Source organism: Mesorhizobium intechi (genome assembly GCF_002879535.1).
GTDB lineage: Bacteria > Pseudomonadota > Alphaproteobacteria > Rhizobiales > Rhizobiaceae > Mesorhizobium > Mesorhizobium intechi.
Genome location: NZ_PNOT02000327.1, coordinates 1 through 17,206 on the forward strand (window position 1 = coordinate 1; position 17,206 = coordinate 17,206).

The 17,206-nt window shown below is 62.6% G+C and carries 14 protein-coding genes; 3 read left to right on the forward strand and 11 right to left on the reverse strand.

Annotation, left to right across the window (positions count from 1 at the left end; translation table 11 throughout):
• The 3 genes from C1D09_RS27660 to rpsL form a co-directional block, all read right to left on the reverse strand.
• Positions 1–628 (reverse strand): GTP-binding protein (locus C1D09_RS27660; RefSeq protein ID WP_143977228.1); only part of this gene is annotated, 628 nt, incomplete at its 3' end.
• Between the two features lie 29 nt (positions 629–657).
• Complete coding sequence (gene rpsG, locus C1D09_RS27665) at positions 658–1,128, reverse strand: 30S ribosomal protein S7 (RefSeq protein WP_006202127.1); 471 nt, start codon at positions 1,126–1,128, stop codon at positions 658–660.
• 60 nt (positions 1,129–1,188) lie between these two features.
• Entirely contained in the window at positions 1,189–1,560 is a 372-nt protein-coding gene (gene rpsL, locus C1D09_RS27670; RefSeq protein WP_006333356.1) for a 30S ribosomal protein S12, read from the reverse strand.
• Positions 1,561–2,033: 473 nt separating this feature from the next.
• Between rpsL and C1D09_RS27675 the strand changes: the two genes are divergently transcribed.
• From C1D09_RS27675 to C1D09_RS27685, 3 genes are all read left to right on the forward strand, one after another.
• Positions 2,034–2,315, forward strand: coding sequence for a transcriptional regulator (locus C1D09_RS27675; RefSeq protein WP_143977229.1), 282 nt, complete (start codon positions 2,034–2,036; stop codon positions 2,313–2,315).
• Between the two features lie 16 nt (positions 2,316–2,331).
• Complete coding sequence (locus C1D09_RS27680) at positions 2,332–3,444, forward strand: PLP-dependent cysteine synthase family protein (RefSeq protein ID WP_143977230.1); 1,113 nt, start codon at positions 2,332–2,334, stop codon at positions 3,442–3,444.
• 75 nt (positions 3,445–3,519) lie between these two features.
• On the forward strand, positions 3,520–4,446 hold the full coding sequence (locus C1D09_RS27685) for a Gfo/Idh/MocA family protein (RefSeq protein ID WP_143977231.1): 927 nt from the start codon (positions 3,520–3,522) through the stop codon (positions 4,444–4,446).
• Between the two features lie 3 nt (positions 4,447–4,449).
• Here the strand turns inward: C1D09_RS27685 and C1D09_RS27690 are convergent, their stop codons facing one another.
• From C1D09_RS27690 to nusG, 8 genes are all read right to left on the reverse strand, one after another.
• Positions 4,450–5,115 (reverse strand): O-methyltransferase, encoded by a 666-nt coding sequence (locus C1D09_RS27690; RefSeq protein WP_143977232.1) that lies wholly within the window; start codon positions 5,113–5,115, stop codon positions 4,450–4,452.
• 212 nt (positions 5,116–5,327) lie between these two features.
• A complete protein-coding gene (rpoC, locus tag C1D09_RS27695) occupies positions 5,328–9,524 on the reverse strand; it encodes a DNA-directed RNA polymerase subunit beta' (RefSeq protein WP_143977233.1) in 4,197 nt (1,398 codons plus the stop codon).
• 131 nt (positions 9,525–9,655) lie between these two features.
• Positions 9,656–13,792 (reverse strand): DNA-directed RNA polymerase subunit beta, encoded by a 4,137-nt coding sequence (rpoB, locus tag C1D09_RS27700; protein WP_143977234.1) that lies wholly within the window; start codon positions 13,790–13,792, stop codon positions 9,656–9,658.
• Between the two features lie 250 nt (positions 13,793–14,042).
• Positions 14,043–14,420, reverse strand: a complete 378-nt coding sequence (gene rplL / locus C1D09_RS27705; RefSeq protein ID WP_006202136.1) for a 50S ribosomal protein L7/L12 — start codon at positions 14,418–14,420, stop codon at positions 14,043–14,045.
• A gap of 54 nt (positions 14,421–14,474) precedes the next feature.
• A complete protein-coding gene (rplJ, locus tag C1D09_RS27710; protein WP_010909264.1) occupies positions 14,475–14,993 on the reverse strand; it encodes a 50S ribosomal protein L10 in 519 nt (172 codons plus the stop codon).
• Between the two features lie 391 nt (positions 14,994–15,384).
• A complete protein-coding gene (gene rplA / locus C1D09_RS27715) occupies positions 15,385–16,083 on the reverse strand; it encodes a 50S ribosomal protein L1 (protein ID WP_143977235.1) in 699 nt (232 codons plus the stop codon).
• Between the two features lie 4 nt (positions 16,084–16,087).
• Positions 16,088–16,516, reverse strand: coding sequence for a 50S ribosomal protein L11 (gene rplK, locus C1D09_RS27720; protein ID WP_010909262.1), 429 nt, complete (start codon positions 16,514–16,516; stop codon positions 16,088–16,090).
• 173 nt (positions 16,517–16,689) lie between these two features.
• Positions 16,690–17,206: transcription termination/antitermination protein NusG (gene nusG, locus C1D09_RS27725; RefSeq protein ID WP_143977236.1), on the reverse strand; the 517-nt coding region annotated here is incomplete at its 5' end.

A 17,206-nucleotide genomic window follows, 5' to 3' on the forward strand; every position in this document is an offset into this window, starting at 1 on the left:
GAAGGTCGGCCGGGATCTCGACGACGTCCCAGGCAGCGCCCAGCGTCTCGTCACGCCAGACAAGCGCGTTCATCTCGACGAGGTCGACGACGCCCTTGAATTCGGTCTCGGCGCCGATCGGCAGCTGCATGACGACAGCCTGCGCGCCAAGGCGCGAGCCGATCATCTCGACCGAGCGGTAGAAGTCAGCGCCGATCTTGTCCATCTTGTTGCAGAAGATCATGCGCGGAACGCGGTACTTGTCGGCCTGGCGCCAGACGGTTTCCGTCTGCGGCTCAACACCGGCGTTGGCATCGAGCAGCGCGATGGCGCCGTCGAGCACGCGCAGCGAACGCTCAACTTCGATGGTGAAGTCGACGTGTCCGGGAGTGTCGATGATGTTGAAGCGGCGCATCTTGCCGTCACGGCCCTTCCAGAAGGTCGTGGTGGCGGCTGACGTGATGGTGATGCCGCGCTCCTGCTCCTGCTCCATCCAGTCCATGGTGGCAGCGCCGTCGTGCACTTCGCCGATCTTGTGCGACTTGCCCGTGTAATAGAGGACGCGCTCGGTGGTCGTCGTCTTGCCGGCGTCAATATGCGCCATGATACCGAAATTGCGGTAGTCTTCGATTTTGTATTCGCGGGCCATCGTAGCTGCCTCTCAGTCCTGTTCGCGCTTTACCAGCGGTAGTGCGCGAAAGCGCGGTTGGCTTCAGCCATCTTGTGGGTGTCTTCACGCTTCTTGACGGCCGTGCCGCGGTTGTTGGCCGCGTCCATCAACTCGCCGGAGAGGCGATCGATCATGGTGGTCTCGTTGCGGTTGCGGGCAGCCGCGATCAGCCAACGAATGGCCAATGCCTGGCGGCGCTCGGGACGCACGTCGACCGGAACCTGGTAGGTGGCGCCGCCGACGCGGCGCGAACGCACTTCCACATGCGGCGCGACGTTGTCGAGCGCCTGATGGAAGACGGTGACCGGCTCCTGCTTGGTCTTCGACTGGACCTGGTCGAGCGCGCCATAGACGATGGTTTCGGCGACCGACTTCTTGCCGTCATACATGACGGCGTTCATGAACTTGGTGACGATCAGATCGCCGAACTTCGGATCCGGGTTGATCTCACGCTTTTCTGCACTGTGACGACGCGACATGGCTTTTGTCTCTCAATCTCGTAGCCCGACGCTTTCAAGCAGCGCCAGAGCCGGAAAATCTTACTTCGGACGCTTGGCGCCGTACTTCGAACGGCGCTGCTTGCGGTTCTTCACGCCCTGCGTGTCGAGCACGCCGCGGATGATGTGGTAGCGGACGCCCGGAAGATCCTTGACGCGGCCGCCGCGGATCATGACCACGGAGTGCTCCTGAAGGTTGTGACCTTCGCCGGGGATGTAACCGATCACTTCAAAACCATTGGTCAGGCGGATCTTGGCCACCTTGCGCAGCGCCGAGTTCGGCTTCTTCGGCGTCGTCGTGTAGACGCGCGTGCAGACGCCCCGCTTCTGCGGGTTCTGCTGCATGGCCGGGACCTTGTTGCGCTTCACCGGCGCAATGCGCGGCTTGCGGATCAGCTGGTTGACGGTAGGCATTAAACCCTCTTGTCTCTCAATTCCGTGTCTCGCCCGGTCAGGGCCGCTCAAAGCGTCATTTCCATACGCAAATTCGGGCCACAAACCGCGCCTCGCGGTCTTGCCCGAACAAATGGCAGAGGAAGCGGGAGCCGCTTCGTGCACGCCGGAAATGTCTTTTCGCTCGTAAAACGAACCCTGTTTGAAGCAAACTCCAAAGCGTGTCGCTTCGGAAAGGAGAGCCTCACATCGGTTCTGACTGGGCGGCTTCTACTCGCAAGCCCGCTAACCGTCAACCCCGCAGTGCCAAATATTGCATTGAAGCCGGGGCTTGGCAGCCATGCGAAAGGCGCATGTAATTTTCTTTCTCCATTTTGCAAGGACGGAGAAGAAAGTGACCCGGTTTCGGCTGTCGCGCGGCCCCGCTTCATGCGAAAAGGCCGCCTGAGCACTCAAAATCCCCTCGCCCGCGCTTTGCCAGGAGGAATCAGCCCGTGAACGACAATGAAGAACGCCCGGTCACCATCATCACCGGCCGGGTGTGGAAGCGCAAAGGCGGCAAGGCGGAAGGCGTGCATGTCATGCTGGTCGCTCCCGACGACGATTCGGCGGTGCGCCGCGCGCTCGAATCGCTTGCGGCCGAAGGTTATGCCGAGGCCGAGCTCGACCAGATCGGCGATATGGACGGCGTGCCGGACGACGAGCCGCATCTGTCGGCCTATCAGGGCGCGCTCGAAGGCGAAGTGTCGATCGTCACCTTCGACGCACCCGTCTGAAACCAGGACCCCGACGATGGCCGGATCAAAGGCGGTTGAACCTGCATCCCGAGCTTGGGCCGACCAGGCGGTCGCCGCGATCGAGGCCGACCAGCACCGATCAGCCGACACCCACCTCTGGAAACTCGACCTGCCGGCGCTGACTGGGATCGACTTCTATCTCAAGGATGAATCCACCCATCCGACCGGCAGCCTGAAGCACAGGCTGGCGCGTTCGCTTTTTCTCTATGCGCTGTGCAATGGCCTTGTCGGCGAAGGCACCCCGGTTATCGAAGCCTCATCGGGCTCGACCGCGGTGTCGGAAGCGTATTTCGCCCGCATGATCGGCGTGCCGTTCTACGCCGTGATGCCGCGTTCGACCTCGCGTGAAAAGATCGCCGCGATCGAACACTATGGCGGCAACTGCCATTTCATCGACGACGGCAGGCGCATCTATGCCGAGTCGGCCGAACTCGCCGAACGGCTCGGCGGGCATTTCATGGACCAGTTCACCCATGCCGAGCGCGCCACCGACTGGCGCGGCAACAACAACATTGCCGATTCCATCTTCGGGCAGATGCGCGAGGAGCGGCATCCCATCCCGAGCTGGATCGTGATGAGCGCAGGGACGGGTGGCACCACGGCCACGATCGGCCGATACCTGCGCTACAAGCGGCACGCCACGCGGCTGTCGGTCGCGGATGTCGAGCGCTCCGCCTTCTTCGACGGCTTTGCAACGCACGATCGCGAGTGTCGCTGCGAGCAGCCGTCGCGCATCGAAGGCATTGGCCGGCCGCGCATGGAGCCGTCCTTCGTGCCAGGCGTCATCGATCATATGCTGCGAGTGCCCGACGCCGTGTCTCTGGCGGCAATGCAGGTGTTGTCGCGCCGGCTCGGCCGTCGTGTCGGCGGTTCGACCGGCACCAACTTCATTGCCATGTGCTTTCAGGCGGCGCGCATGATCGAGCACGGCAAGACCGGTTCGCTGGTGACGCTGATCTGCGATTCCGGCGACCGGTACGCCAATACCTATTATTCCGATGAATGGTTGGCGGCCAATGGCCTCGACCCCTCGCCCTTCGAACCTGCCATCGAAGCCTTTCTGGCGGGCGGAAAACTGACGCTGGAATTCGAGGAAAGCTGGGGCTGACTTTCCGCTTCCGGCTTGCCCGGGGCAAGTGTTCTGATAGAAACGCTCACCATCATCAAAACAGACGGAGCGGCCGTGTCCCAGCCCATCAAGATAGGCATCGTCGGCGTCGGCAAGATCGTCCGCGACCAGCATCTACCGGCCCTGGCGAACGACGGGAATTTTCGCCTCATCGCCGCCGCCAGCCGGCATGGCAAGGTCGACGACATCCCGAATTTTCCCACCATCGAAGCAATGCTCGACGCGGTGGCCGAGCTTGAGGCCGTCTCGCTCTGCATGCCGCCGCAATTCCGTTACGATGCCGCGCGCACCGCGCTCGAGGCGAAGAAGCATGTCTTCCTGGAAAAGCCGCCGGGCGCCACGGTCAGCGAGGTCGAGGACCTGAAGGTGCTGGCCGCCAAGAACGGCGTCTCGCTGTTTGCCAGCTGGCACTCGCGCTATGCGCCGGCGGTGGAGGCCGCGCGCGGCTTTCTCGCATCGACACGGCTGCGCTCCGCGGCGATCGTCTGGAAGGAAGATGTGCGCCGCTGGCATCCGAACCAAGAGTGGATCTGGGCGCCGGGCGGCTTCGGGGTCTTCGATCCCGGCATCAACGCACTGTCGATCGCGACCCACATCCTGCCGGCGATGTTCATCACCTCGGCCGTGCTCGACTTTCCGGAAAACCGTGCCGCCCCGGTCGCGGCACAAGTCACCTTCCGCACCTCGAACGGGTTGCCGGTGACGATGGATCTCGACTGGCTGCAAACCGGCCCGCAAAGCTGGGACATCCTGGCCGACACGGATGCCGGCAAGATGGTGCTTTCCGGTGGCGGCTCGAGGCTCGCCATCGACGGCCAGATCGTCCATGAGGAAGCGGAAGCGGAATATCCGATGCTCTACAGACAATTTGCCGAGATCGTACGCTCCGGTGCGTCGGACGTCGACCTGGCGCCCCTCCAGCATGTCGCCGACGCCTTCATGCTCGGCAAGCGCAATGTGGTCGAGGCGTTCTTCGATTGACCGTCAACTGACGACCGCAATGGCAAAGCCGTCATAGCCCTTGGCGCCAACGGTCTGGATGGCCGTGCCGTCCAGACGCTTGTCGCCGCCGATGAATGAGAACGCCGCCCGGGCGCCTACGACGTTGGCGTCATGGCCATCCCGGCCGATCACTGCACCTTCGCGGATGACGTTGTCGCAGATGATGACTGTTCCCGGCCGCGAAAGCCGCATGGCCCAGGAGAGATAATTCGGGTTGTTCGGTTTGTCGGCGTCGATGAAGACGAGATCGAACGGCCCGGCATTTTCAGCGCCTAGCGCGGCAAGCGATTGAAGCGCCGGCCCTAGCCGAAGGTTCACGCGGTCCGAGACACCTGCGCGGACAAAGTTCGCCGCCGCGACCCTGGCGTGGTGCGGATCGAGTTCCAGCGTCATGATCTTGCCGTCGGCAGGCAAGGCGCGCGCCATCCAGATCGTCGAATAGCCGCCCAGCGTGCCGATTTCGAGGATCTTCCTAGCGCCCTGAATGCGCGCCAGGAGCGAAAGCAGCTTGCCCTGTGCCGGCGAGACGTCGATCGGTGGCAGGCCCTGGTCGCGGTTGGCGGCCAGAACGGCGTCGAGCGCGGGATCCGCTTCGAACAGGGCATCAACGATGTAGTCGTCGACAGCCGCCCAGGTTTTCGTGCTCATCGTTTTCTTCTCCGATCGAAAGCCGAAATGCGGAAAGGTGGGGCCCGGGGGCCTCTCTTGCCGCCCTTTGGATACCAACTTCGCCACGGTGCGGGAAACAAAAAGGCCGCCGGGTTGCCCCGGCGGCCCAGTTGCCTGAGATTTCTTACTTCTTCTGGCAATTCCGGTGGGAAAMCCGTTTTACAGTTTTCCTCGAATTGCTCCCGCCGCGCTTACTGCGCGGCGGTTGTCATATCGGCCAGCATCGGCTCGGCGATTTCCACACCGGAGGCCTTGCGGCGCTCGTCGATGATCAGTTCGTCGCGCGAGGTGGCGATGCGCCGGATCTGGCTCATCGTGCCGCCCGTACCGGCCGGGATCAGCCGGCCGACGATGACGTTTTCCTTCAAGCCCTGCAGCATGTCGGTCTTGCCGGCAACCGCGGCTTCCGTCAGCACCCTGGTCGTCTCCTGGAAGGAGGCGGCCGAGATGAAGGACGGCGTCTGCAGCGAGGCCTTGGTGATGCCGAGCAGCACTGGCTGACCTTCGGCCGGCTTCTTGCCGTCCTCGATCAGGCGCTCGTTGACCTCTTCCAGTTCGATCACGTCGACGTGGTCGCCCGGAATGTAGGTCGAGTCGCCCTGCGTGGTGATCTCGACCTTCTGCAGCATCTGGCGAACGATCACCTCAATGTGCTTGTCGTTGATCGACACGCCCTGCAGGCGGTAGACTTCCTGGATCTCGTTGACGAGGTAGGAAGCAAGCGCTTCCACGCCCTTGATCGCCAGGATGTCGTGCGGCGCCGGATTGCCGTCGAGGATGTAGTCGCCCTTCTCGATGACGTCGCCGTCCTGGAGATGGAACGGCTTGCCCTTCGGGATCAGGTACTCGACCGGCTCAAGCGTCGAGTCATGCGGCTCGATGATGATACGGCGCTTGTTCTTGTAGTCGCGGCCGAAGCGGATCGTGCCATCGATCTCGGCGATGATGGCGTGATCCTTCGGACGACGTGCCTCGAACAGTTCGGCAACACGCGGCAGACCGCCGGTGATGTCCTTGGTCTTGGCGCTTTCCATCGGGATACGCGCCAGCACGTCGCCGGGACGGACCTGCGCGCCCGGCTCGACCGAGAGAATGGCCTCGACCGAAAGCAGGAAGCGGGCATCGCCGCCCTTCGACAGCTTGCCGACCTTGCCCTTGGCGTCCTGGACGACGATCGCCGGCTTCAGGTCGTTGCCGCGCGGCGTCGAACGCCAGTCGATGACCTCACGCTTGGTGATGCCGGTCGACTCGTCGGCCGTTTCCTGGACGGAGATGCCGTCGACCAGATCCTCGAACGCCACCTTGCCCTCGATTTCGGTGAGGATCGGGCGGGTGTAAGGGTCCCACTCGGCGATGCGCTGGCCGCGCTTCACCTTGTCGCCGTCGTCCACGAAGATGCGCGAACCATAGGTGACACGGTGCGTGGCGCGCTCCTTGCCGGCTTCGTCGAGGATCAGCACCGCCATGTTGCGGCCCATGACCATCTGCTGGCCGTCGGAATTGCGCACCACGTTGCGGTTGCGGATCTCGACCTTGCCCTCATAGGAGGCTTCAAGGAACGAACTATCCACCACCTGCGCGGTACCGCCCATGTGGAAGGTACGCATGGTGAGCTGGGTGCCCGGCTCGCCGATCGACTGCGCCGCGATGACGCCGACGGCTTCACCCTGGTTGACCGGGGTGCCGCGCGCCAGATCGCGTCCGTAGCAGACCGCGCACACGCCGACCCTGACCTCGCAGGTCAGTGCCGAGCGGATGCGGACCGACTGGACGCCGGCCTTTTCGATCTGCTCCACGTCGCGCTCGTCCATCAGCGTCCCGGCCTTGACCAGCAGGTCGCCGGTCACCGGATGGTTGATGTCGTCGAGCGCGGTACGGCCCAGCACGCGCTGACCGACCGAAGCGACAACCTGACCGGCATCGACGATCGGCTGCATGGTGAGGCCCTTGTCGGTGCCGCAATCCACGGAGTTGACGATGCAGTCCTGCGCCACGTCGACCAGACGGCGGGTGAGGTAACCCGAGTTCGCCGTCTTCAAGGCGGTGTCGGCCAGACCCTTGCGGGCGCCGTGGGTCGAGTTGAAGTACTCGAGCACGGTCAGGCCTTCCTTGAAGTTCGAGATGATCGGCGTCTCGATGATTTCACCCGACGGCTTGGCCATCAGGCCGCGCATGCCGGCAAGCTGACGCATCTGGGTGGGCGAGCCACGCGCACCGGAGTGCGACATCATGTAGATCGAGTTCATCGGCTTCTGACGGCCGTTGTCTTCGAACTCCACCGCCTTGATGCGGGCCATCATCTCGTCGGCGACCTTTTCCGAGCACTTGGCCCAGGCGTCGACGACCTTGTTGTACTTCTCGCCCTGCGTGATCAGGCCGTCATTGTACTGCTGCTCGTATTCCTTGGCCAAAGCCTCGGTGTCGGACACCAGCTTGATCTTGCTGTCCGGGATCAGCATGTCGTCCTTGCCGAACGAAATGCCGGCACGGCAGGCGTGAGCGAAACCGAGCGCCATGATGCGGTCGCAGAAAATGACCGTCTCCTTCTGGCCGCAATGGCGGTAGACGGTGTCGATCATCTTGGAGATGTTCTTCTTGGTCATCTCCTGGTTGGCGGTCTCGTAAGGCACATTGACGTTCTTCGGCAGAAGCTCGCCGATGATCATGCGGCCAGGCGTGGTGTCGTAGATCTTCGACACGACCTTGCCTTCGGCGTCGACCGTGCGGAAGCGGCCCTTGATCTTGGCGTGCAGGGTAACCGCCTTGGTCTCGAGCGCGTGCTGGAGTTCGCCCATATCGGCAAACACCATGCCCTCGCCCGGCTCGTTCTGGTTGACGATCGAGAGATAGTAGAGACCCAGAACCATGTCCTGCGACGGCACGATGATCGGCGCGCCGGAAGCCGGGTGCAGGATGTTGTTGGTCGACATCATCAGCACGCGGGCTTCAAGCTGCGCTTCCAGGGACAGCGGCACATGGACCGCCATCTGGTCGCCGTCGAAGTCGGCGTTGAAGGCCGTGCAGACCAGCGGGTGCAGCTGGATCGCCTTACCTTCGATCAGGATCGGCTCGAACGCCTGGATGCCGAGGCGGTGCAGCGTCGGCGCGCGGTTAAGCAGAACCGGGTGCTCGCGGATGACCTCGTCGAGAATATCCCAGACTTCCGGACGTTCCTTCTCGACCAGCTTCTTGGCCTGCTTGACGGTCGAGGAGTAACCCTTGGCGTCGAGACGGGCATAGATGAAGGGCTTGAACAGTTCGAGCGCCATCTTCTTCGGCAGGCCGCACTGGTGCAGCTTGAGCTCCGGACCGGTGACGATGACCGAGCGGCCGGAATAGTCGACGCGCTTGCCGAGGAGGTTCTGGCGGAACCGGCCCTGCTTGCCCTTCAGCATGTCGGACAGCGACTTCAGCGGACGCTTGTTGGCGCCGGTGATGACGCGGCCGCGACGGCCGTTGTCGAACAGGGCGTCGACCGCTTCCTGCAGCATGCGCTTTTCATTGCGCACGATGATGCCGGGCGCGCGCAGCTCGATCAGCCGCTTCAGGCGGTTGTTGCGGTTGATGACGCGGCGATAGAGATCGTTCAGGTCAGACGTCGCGAAACGACCGCCGTCCAGCGGGACGAGCGGGCGCAGGTCCGGCGGGATCACCGGAACCACCTTCATGATCATCCATTCCGGACGGTTGCCGGATTCCATGAAGTTTTCCACGACCTTGAGCCGCTTCAGATACTTCTTCTGCTTCAGCTCGGACGTGGTCGAAGCCAATTCCGAACGCAGGTCGCCGGCGATCTTCTCCAGATCCATTCCGGCCAGAAGATCATGAATGGCCTCGGCGCCGATCATGGCGGTGAAGGAATCCTCGCCATACTCGTCGACGGCGATCATGTACTCTTCCTCGCTGAGCAGCTGGTGCTCCTTCAGCGCGGTGAGGCCAGGTTCGGTGACGATGTAGTTCTCGAAGTAAAGGACGCGCTCGATGTCCTTCAGGGTCATGTCGAGCAGCGTGCCGATGCGCGAGGGCAGCGACTTCAGGAACCAGATGTGAGCGACGGGAGCGGCGAGCTCGATATGGCCCATGCGCTCGCGGCGGACGCGCGACAGCGTGACTTCGACGCCGCACTTCTCGCAGATGACGCCCTTGTATTTCATGCGCTTGTACTTGCCGCACAGGCACTCATAGTCCTTGATCGGGCCAAAAATGCGCGCGCAGAACAGACCGTCACGCTCCGGCTTGAAGGTGCGGTAGTTGATGGTCTCCGGCTTCTTGATCTCGCCGAACGACCAGGACAGAATCTTCTCAGGGCTGGCCAGTGAGATCCGGATGGAATCGAACACCTGCGCAGGCGCCTGCGGATTGAAGAGATTCATGACCTCTTGGTTCATGCCGTTCTCCTTTTCGGGGTCCTCGAAAACCCCTTGCATCTAGTCGCGGGCCAAACGCCCGCCGTCCTTGTCGGCCACCGGCCGTCGAATTCCTTTGGCGCGCCGCAACTTCGTGCGGCGCGCTCAAGCCTTTACTCAGCCGCGTCGGGCAGCCGAACCGGGGCGTCGTCGAGCTTGGTGTTCTCCAGCTCGACATTGAGGCCGAGAGACCGCATTTCCTTGACGAGCACGTTGAAGCTCTCCGGAATACCGGCCTCGAACGTGTCGTCGCCGCGCACGATCGCCTCGTAGACCTTGGTGCGGCCGGCGACGTCGTCCGACTTCACCGTCAGCATTTCCTGCAGCGTGTAGGCGGCGCCGTAGGCTTCCAGTGCCCAGACCTCCATTTCGCCGAAGCGCTGACCGCCGAACTGCGCCTTGCCGCCCAGCGGCTGCTGGGTGACGAGCGAGTACGGACCGATCGAACGCGCGTGGATCTTGTCGTCGACCAGGTGGTGAAGCTTGAGCATGTAGATATAGCCCATCGTCACCTTGCGATCGAACGGCTCGCCGGTGCGTCCGTCATAGAGCTGCGACTGACCGCTGGTGTGCAGGCCCGCCTGCTCCAGCATGACGTTGATGTCAGCCTCGTGCGCGCCGTCGAACACCGGGGTCGCGATCGAGACGCCGCGGCGCATCTGCTCGCTCAGGCGCACAATGCTGTCGTCGTCATAGTCGCGGATCGGCTCGTTGCGGTCGTTGGCCGGCATGAAGCTCTCGAGCGTCTTGCGCAGCGGCTTGATGTCGCCGGCCGCCTTGTACGTGTCGATCAGCTCGCCGATCTTCTTGCCCATGCCCGCGCAGGCCCAGCCCAGATGGGTTTCCAGGATCTGGCCGACATTCATGCGGCTCGGCACACCCAGCGGGTTGAGCACGATATCGGCATGCGTGCCGTCCTCGAGGAAAGGCATGTCCTCGACCGGAACGATGCGCGACACGACACCCTTGTTGCCGTGACGGCCGGCCATCTTGTCGCCCGGCTGCATCTTGCGCTTCACCGCCACGAACACCTTGACCATCTTCATGACGCCCGGAGGCATTTCGTCGCCGCGCTGGACCTTCTCGACCTTGTCCATGAAGCGCTGTTCGAGCGCCTTCTTGGAGTCGTCGTACTGGCCACGCAGGGCTTCCAGTTCGCTCTGGAGCTTTTCGTTCTCCACGGCAAACTGCCACCACTGCGAACGCGGATACTCGTCGAGCGTGTCCTTGGACAGCGTCGAGCCCTTCTTAAAGCCCTTCGGTCCGGCGATCGCTTCCTTGCCGACGAGCACGTCGGAAAGACGCGCGTAGACGTTGCGGTCCAGGATGGCCTGCTCGTCGTCGCGGTCCTTGGCGAGGCGTTCAATCTCCTCGCGCTCGATCGCCATGGCGCGCTCGTCCTTCTCCACACCGTGGCGATTGAACACGCGCACCTCGACGACGGTGCCGAAAGTGCCCGGAGGCATGCGCATCGAAGTGTCGCGCACGTCGGAAGCCTTTTCGCCGAAGATGGCGCGCAGAAGCTTCTCTTCCGGCGTCATCGGGCTTTCGCCCTTCGGCGTGATCTTGCCGACCAGGATGTCGCCCGGCTGCACTTCCGCGCCGATATAGACGATGCCGGCTTCGTCGAGGTTCTTCAGCGCTTCTTCCGAAACGTTCGGAATGTCGCGCGTGATCTCCTCCGGTCCAAGCTTGGTATCGCGCGCCATGACCTCGAACTCCTCGATGTGGATCGAGGTGAAGACGTCGTCGGCGACGATACGCTCGGAAAGCAGGATCGAGTCCTCGTAGTTGTAGCCGTTCCACGGCATGAACGCGACCAGCACGTTGCGGCCGAGCGCCAGATCACCGAGCTCGGTCGACGGACCGTCGGCGATGATGTCGCCCTTGTTGACCCGGTCACCCATGCGCACCAGCGGACGCTGGTTGATGCAGGTGTTCTGGTTCGAACGCTGGAACTTCATCAGCCGGTAGATGTCGACGCCGGACTTGCCCGGATCGAGATCTTCCGTCGCGCGGATGACGATACGCGTCGCGTCCACCTGGTCGACAATGCCGCCGCGGCGGGCACCGATGGCGGCGCCCGAGTCACGGGCAACGATCGGCTCCATGCCGGTGCCGACGAACGGCGCCTCGGCGCGCACCAGCGGCACGGCCTGACGCTGCATGTTCGAGCCCATCAGCGCGCGGTTGGCGTCGTCGTTTTCCAGGAACGGGATCAGGGCCGCGGCCACCGACACCATCTGCTTGGGCGACACATCCATCAGGTCGACGTTTTCGCGCGGCGCCATCATCACTTCGCCGGCGCTGCGGCAAATGACGAACTCGTCGACGAAGCCGCCATTCTTGTCCAGTTCGGCATTGGCCTGCGCGACATGGTGCTTGGCTTCTTCCATCGCCGAGAGATAGACGACGTCATTGGTCAGCTTGCCGTCGACGATCTTGCGGTACGGGCTCTCGATGAAGCCGTACTTGTTGACACGCGCGAAAGTGGCCAGCGAGTTGATCAGACCGATATTCGGGCCTTCCGGCGTCTCGATCGGGCAGATACGGCCGTAGTGCGTCGGGTGCACGTCGCGCACCTCGAAGCCGGCGCGCTCGCGGGTCAGACCGCCCGGTCCAAGCGCCGAAAGACGACGCTTGTGGGTGATCTCCGACAGCGGGTTGGTCTGATCCATGAACTGCGACAGCTGCGAGGAACCGAAGAACTCACGCACGGCGGCTGCCGCCGGCTTGGCGTTGATCAGATCCTGCGGCATCACCGTGTCGATCTCGATCGAGGACATACGCTCCTTGATCGCGCGCTCCATGCGCAGCAGCCCGACGCGGTACTGGTTCTCCATCAGCTCGCCGACGGAACGCACGCGGCGGTTGCCGAGATTGTCGATGTCGTCGATCTCGCCCTTGCCGTCGCGCAGTTCGACCAGCGTCTTGACCACGGCCAGGATGTCTTCCTTGCGCAGCACGCGCACGGTGTCCTCGGCCTTGAGCTCGAGGCGCATGTTCATCTTGACGCGGCCGACAGCCGACAGGTCATAGCGCTCGCTGTCGAAGAACAGCGAGTTGAACATGGCTTCGGCGGTCTCGAGCGTCGGCGGCTCGCCGGGGCGCATGACACGGTAGATGTCGAACAGCGCGTCCTGGCGGCTCTCGTTCTTGTCGACGTTGAGCGTGTTGCGGATGTAGGCGCCGACATTGACGTGGTCGATATCGAGAACCTTGATCTCCTGCTCGCCGGTGCCGAGCAGCACCTTGAGCGTCTTTTCATCGATCTCGTCGCCGGCTTCGAGGAAGATCTCGCCGGTGGCGTAGTTGACGATGTCCTCGGCCAGGTAGTTGCCGAGCAGATCCTCGTCGGTCGCCTTGATCGCCTTCAGGCCCTTCTCGCCGAGCTGGCGCGCCTGGCGGGCGGTGATCTTCTTGCCGGCTTCGACCACGATCTCGCCCGTATCGGCGTCGACCAGATCGCCGACGGCCTTGAGACCGCGGAAACGCTCGACGTTGAACGGAATGCGCCAGTGGTCGCCGGCGCGCACATAGGTGATCTTGTTGTAGAAGGTCGACAGGATCTCTTCGCCATCCATGCCGAGCGCCATCAACAGCGACGTCACAGGAATCTTGCGGCGGCGATCGATGCGGGCGTGCACAACGTCCTTGGAATCGAACTCGATGTCGAGCCACGAGCCGCGATAGGGAATGACGCGCGCGGCAAAAAGAAGCTTGCCCGACGAGTGCGACTTGCCCTTGTCGTGGTCGAAGAAGACACCCGGCGAACGGTGCATCTGCGAGACGATGACGCGCTCGGTGCCGTTGACGATGAAGGTGCCGTTCAAGGTCATGAGCGGCATGTCGCCCATGTAGACGTCCTGCTCCTTGATGTCCTTGATCGACTTGGCGCCGGTATCCTCGTCGATATCGAACACGATGAGGCGCAGCGTCACCTTCAGCGGCGCGGCATAGGTCAGGTCGCGCTGACGGCATTCGTCAACGTCGAATTTCGGTCCTTCGAACTCGTACTTCACGAACTCCAGCATCGAGGAGCCGGAAAAATCGGAGATCGGGAAGACCGACTTGAAAACAGCCTGCAGTCCCTCGTCCGGACGGCCGCCCTTGGGCTCGTCCACCATCAGGAACTGGTCATAGGATGCCTTCTGAACCTCGATCAGGTTCGGCATCTCCGCAACTTCCGGAATCTTTCCGAAGAACTTGCGTACGCGTCTGCGGCCATTGAAAGTCTGGGTCTGGGCCATCGTCGCTCCTTAGCTCTAAACTCGGGACGGACCTCGCCGCGGTCCGCCTTGCATACCGAGCCACCTGGGCGGCGGCTCTCTGTCTGTTCTCCGTTCGCCTTTCGGCGGCCGGCTAAAACGGGAGAAAACCCGTTTCCTGAAGGCCGGTTGCGGCCCTCAGGAAAGAGGTTCTCGTACATCTCGCGCTACGCGTCCTCCCTCCAGGCGAAGGGAGTGGCGGACGGCGCGAGGCCGCCCGCCGATTTTACGCTTACTTCAGGTCGACCTTGGCGCCGGCTGCTTCCAGCTGGGCCTTGAACTTGTCAGCGTCGGCCTTGGAAACGCCTTCCTTGACCGGCTTCGGAGCCGCTTCGACCAGGTCCTTGGCTTCCTTGAGGCCAAGACCGGTGATGGCGCGGACTTCCTTGATGACGTTGATCTTCTGAGCGCCAGCGTCGGTGAGGACGACGTCGAATTCCGTCTTTTCCTCGACCGGAGCAGCAGCAGCGGCAGCGCCGCCAGCAGCAGCAACCGCCACCGGAGCAGCAGCCGAAACGCCCCACTTTTCTTCCAGAAGCTTCGACAGCTCGGCCGCCTCGAGGACGGTCAGCTTCGAAAGGTCGTCTACGATCTTTGCGAGATCAGCCATTGTTGTATTCCTTCGTTAGGTTCGAACGTGTGTTTTTGATAGCGAGGAACGGCCTCATGCCGCCTCGTCCTTCCGGGCGTAAGCGCCGATGACGCGCGCGACCGAGGCCGCTGGCGCATTGACGATCTGGGCGATCCGGGTTGCCGGCGTGGCGATCATGCCAACCAGCTTGGCGCGCAGCTCATCGAGCGACGGAAGTGTGGCGAGTGCCTTCACACCGTCGGCATTGAGCGAGGTGGTGCCCATTGCGCCGCCGAGAATGACGAGCTTGTCATTTCCCTTGGCGAAATCGGACGCGACCTTCGGCGCCGCAATCGGATCCTCCGAATAAGCAATCAGCGTCTGTCCCTTGAACAGATCGATGATCGATGCGGAGTCCGTGCCCTGAAGAGCGATTTTGGCGAGACGGTTCTTCGCGACTTTAACGGTGCCACCGGCGGCGCGCATTTTCGACCGAAGGTCGTTCATTTGCGCGACGGTGATACCGGCATAGTGGGCCACGACGACTGAACCTGCGTTTCCGAACGCTTCGTTCAGGCCCGTGACGAGTTCGCGTTTTTCCGCTCTGTCCACTGCCTATCTCCAGTTGACCCCAATCCCGTCAATGAGAACATCTCATTTCCAGGACAGGCGTCGGGTTGCCTTTTGCCGGCCGGGCCATCCAGTAACGGATCTCCCGAACGACGCTCGAGGATCCTGCCCCCTTTCGCCACACCGACGGCAAAGCCGGCGATGCGCAGACAAAAGGCAAACACGGTTCGAACCTTTCAATGGAGCATGCGCTCCGTTGTCGGGTCTTCACCCGTCTCATGCAGGCCCACATGAATTAAGGCTTTTGGGCCGCCTGCAATCTCGGACAGGATGTCCGGAAGCCTTTCGGCTTCCGGTACCGGGCCCAGGATAATCCAAGGCCCGGAATTCAGTCACGGATCGGCCTTGCGGCGGCCGATCCAAATGGTCTTAATCAGGACGCGGCCAGCGTCGAGACGTCGAGCTTGAGGCCCGGGCCCATCGTCGAGGTGACCGACACCTTCTTGACGTAGTTGCCCTTGGCTCCAGCCGGCTTTGCCTTGGTCACCGCATCGGCGAAGGCGCGGATGTTTTCTTCCAGCGCCTTGACGTCGAACGAGACCTTGCCGACGCCGGCATGAACGATGCCGGCCTTCTCGACGCGGAACTCGACCGCGCCGCCCTTCGATGCCTTTACGGCGGCGGCGACGTCGGTGGTGACAGTGCCGACCTTCGGGTTCGGCATCATGCCGCGCGGGCCGAGCACCTTACCGAGACGGCCGACCAGCGGCATCATGTCCGGCGTAGCGATGCAGCGATCGAAATCGATCGTGCCCTTCTGGACGATGTCGACCAGGTCCTCAGCACCGACGATATCGGCGCCAGCGGCCTTGGCCTCCTCGGCCTTGTCGCCACGGGCGAACACGGCGACGCGAACCGAGCGGCCGGTGCCGTTCGGCAGGTTGACCACGCCACGGACCATCTGGTCGGCATGGCGCGGGTCGACACCGAGGTTCATGGCGATTTCGACGGTCTCGTCGAACTTGACCGAGGAACGGTCCTTGAGGAGCTTCAGCGCTTCACCCAGGGCATAAGCCTTGTTGGGATCGATGCCTTCGCGGGTCTTCGATACACGCTTTGCAATCTTTGCCATGATCTCAGCCCACCACTTCCAGACCCATCGAGCGGGCGGAGCCCTCGACCATGCGCATGGCCGCCTCGACGTCGTTTGCGTTCAGATCCTTCATCTTGGCGGTCGCGATTTCGCGCACCTTGTCGCGCGAAACGGTGCCAGCCTTGACCTTGCCCGGCTCCTTCGAGCCCGACTTCAGGTTCGCGGCCTTCTTCAGGAAATAGCTCACCGGCGGCGTCTTCATGACGAAGGTGAACGACTTGTCCTGATAGTAGGTGATGACGACCGGAACCGGCGATCCCTTTTCCATTTCCTGGGTCTGCGCGTTGAACGCCTTGCAGAACTCCATGATGTTGATGCCACGCTGACCAAGCGCCGGGCCGATCGGGGGCGACGGCGTAGCCGAACCCGCGGAGACCTGAAGCTTGAGCTGGCCTGCAATTTTCTTAGCCATCTCTTTTCCTGCCTTTGTCTATGCCGGTCCCATCGTCAGGGAAATACCGGCGGTTGCAGTCTGGTGGTGCGGTTCGCGCGGCCGGCTAAGCCACATTCGCCTCCCACCGTTCTCAGGCCATGCGTTTCCGCACCGCCTCCCCTGATCGCCAACCCGGCATCAGGGATCTCGGATCAGCCCTTTTCGACCTGTCCGAATTCCAGATCGACAGGCACGGCGCGCCCGAAGATCGAAACTTCCACCTTGAGCCGCGCCCGCTCCTCGTCCACTTCCTGGACGAAGCCGTTGAACGACGCGAAAGGACCATCCGACACGCGGATTGCCTCCCCGATCTCGAAAGTGACCGAGGGCTTCGGCCGCTCGACGCCTTCCTGCACCTGGTTCAGGATGCGCTGCGCTTCGGCCTCGGTGATCGGCACCGGCTTGGAGTCGCCGAGAAAGCCGGTGACCTTCGGCGTATTCTTCACCAGCGAGAAGACGGCATCGGTCAAATTGGCCTTCAGGAGCACGTAGCCCGGGAAGAACTTGCGCTCGGCATCGACCTTGCGGCCACGACGAACCTCGACCACCTTCTCGGTCGGCACCACGATCTGCTCGATATCGGCGGACAGGCCCTTTTGCTTGGCCTTGTTCTCGATATCCTCGGCGACCTTCTTTTCAAAGTTCGAATAAGCGTGGACGATGTACCAG

Coding starts and splice junctions, on each gene's coding strand:
- rplA (WP_143977235.1), bottom strand. CDS start 16,083: ATGGCAAAGATTGCAAAGCGTGTATCGAAGACCCGCGAAGGCATCGAT.
- rplL (WP_006202136.1), bottom strand. CDS start 14,420: ATGGCTGATCTCGCAAAGATCGTAGACGACCTTTCGAAGCTGACCGTC.
- C1D09_RS27680 (WP_143977230.1), top strand. CDS start 2,332: ATGGCCGGATCAAAGGCGGTTGAACCTGCATCCCGAGCTTGGGCCGAC.
- rpsL (WP_006333356.1), bottom strand. CDS start 1,560: ATGCCTACCGTCAACCAGCTGATCCGCAAGCCGCGCATTGCGCCGGTG.
- rpoB (WP_143977234.1), bottom strand. CDS start 13,792: ATGGCCCAGACCCAGACTTTCAATGGCCGCAGACGCGTACGCAAGTTC.
- C1D09_RS27690 (WP_143977232.1), bottom strand. CDS start 5,115: ATGAGCACGAAAACCTGGGCGGCTGTCGACGACTACATCGTTGATGCC.
- rplK (WP_010909262.1), bottom strand. CDS start 16,516: ATGGCTAAGAAAATTGCAGGCCAGCTCAAGCTTCAGGTCTCCGCGGGT.
- rpsG (WP_006202127.1), bottom strand. CDS start 1,128: ATGTCGCGTCGTCACAGTGCAGAAAAGCGTGAGATCAACCCGGATCCG.
- rpoC (WP_143977233.1), bottom strand. CDS start 9,524: ATGAACCAAGAGGTCATGAATCTCTTCAATCCGCAGGCGCCTGCGCAG.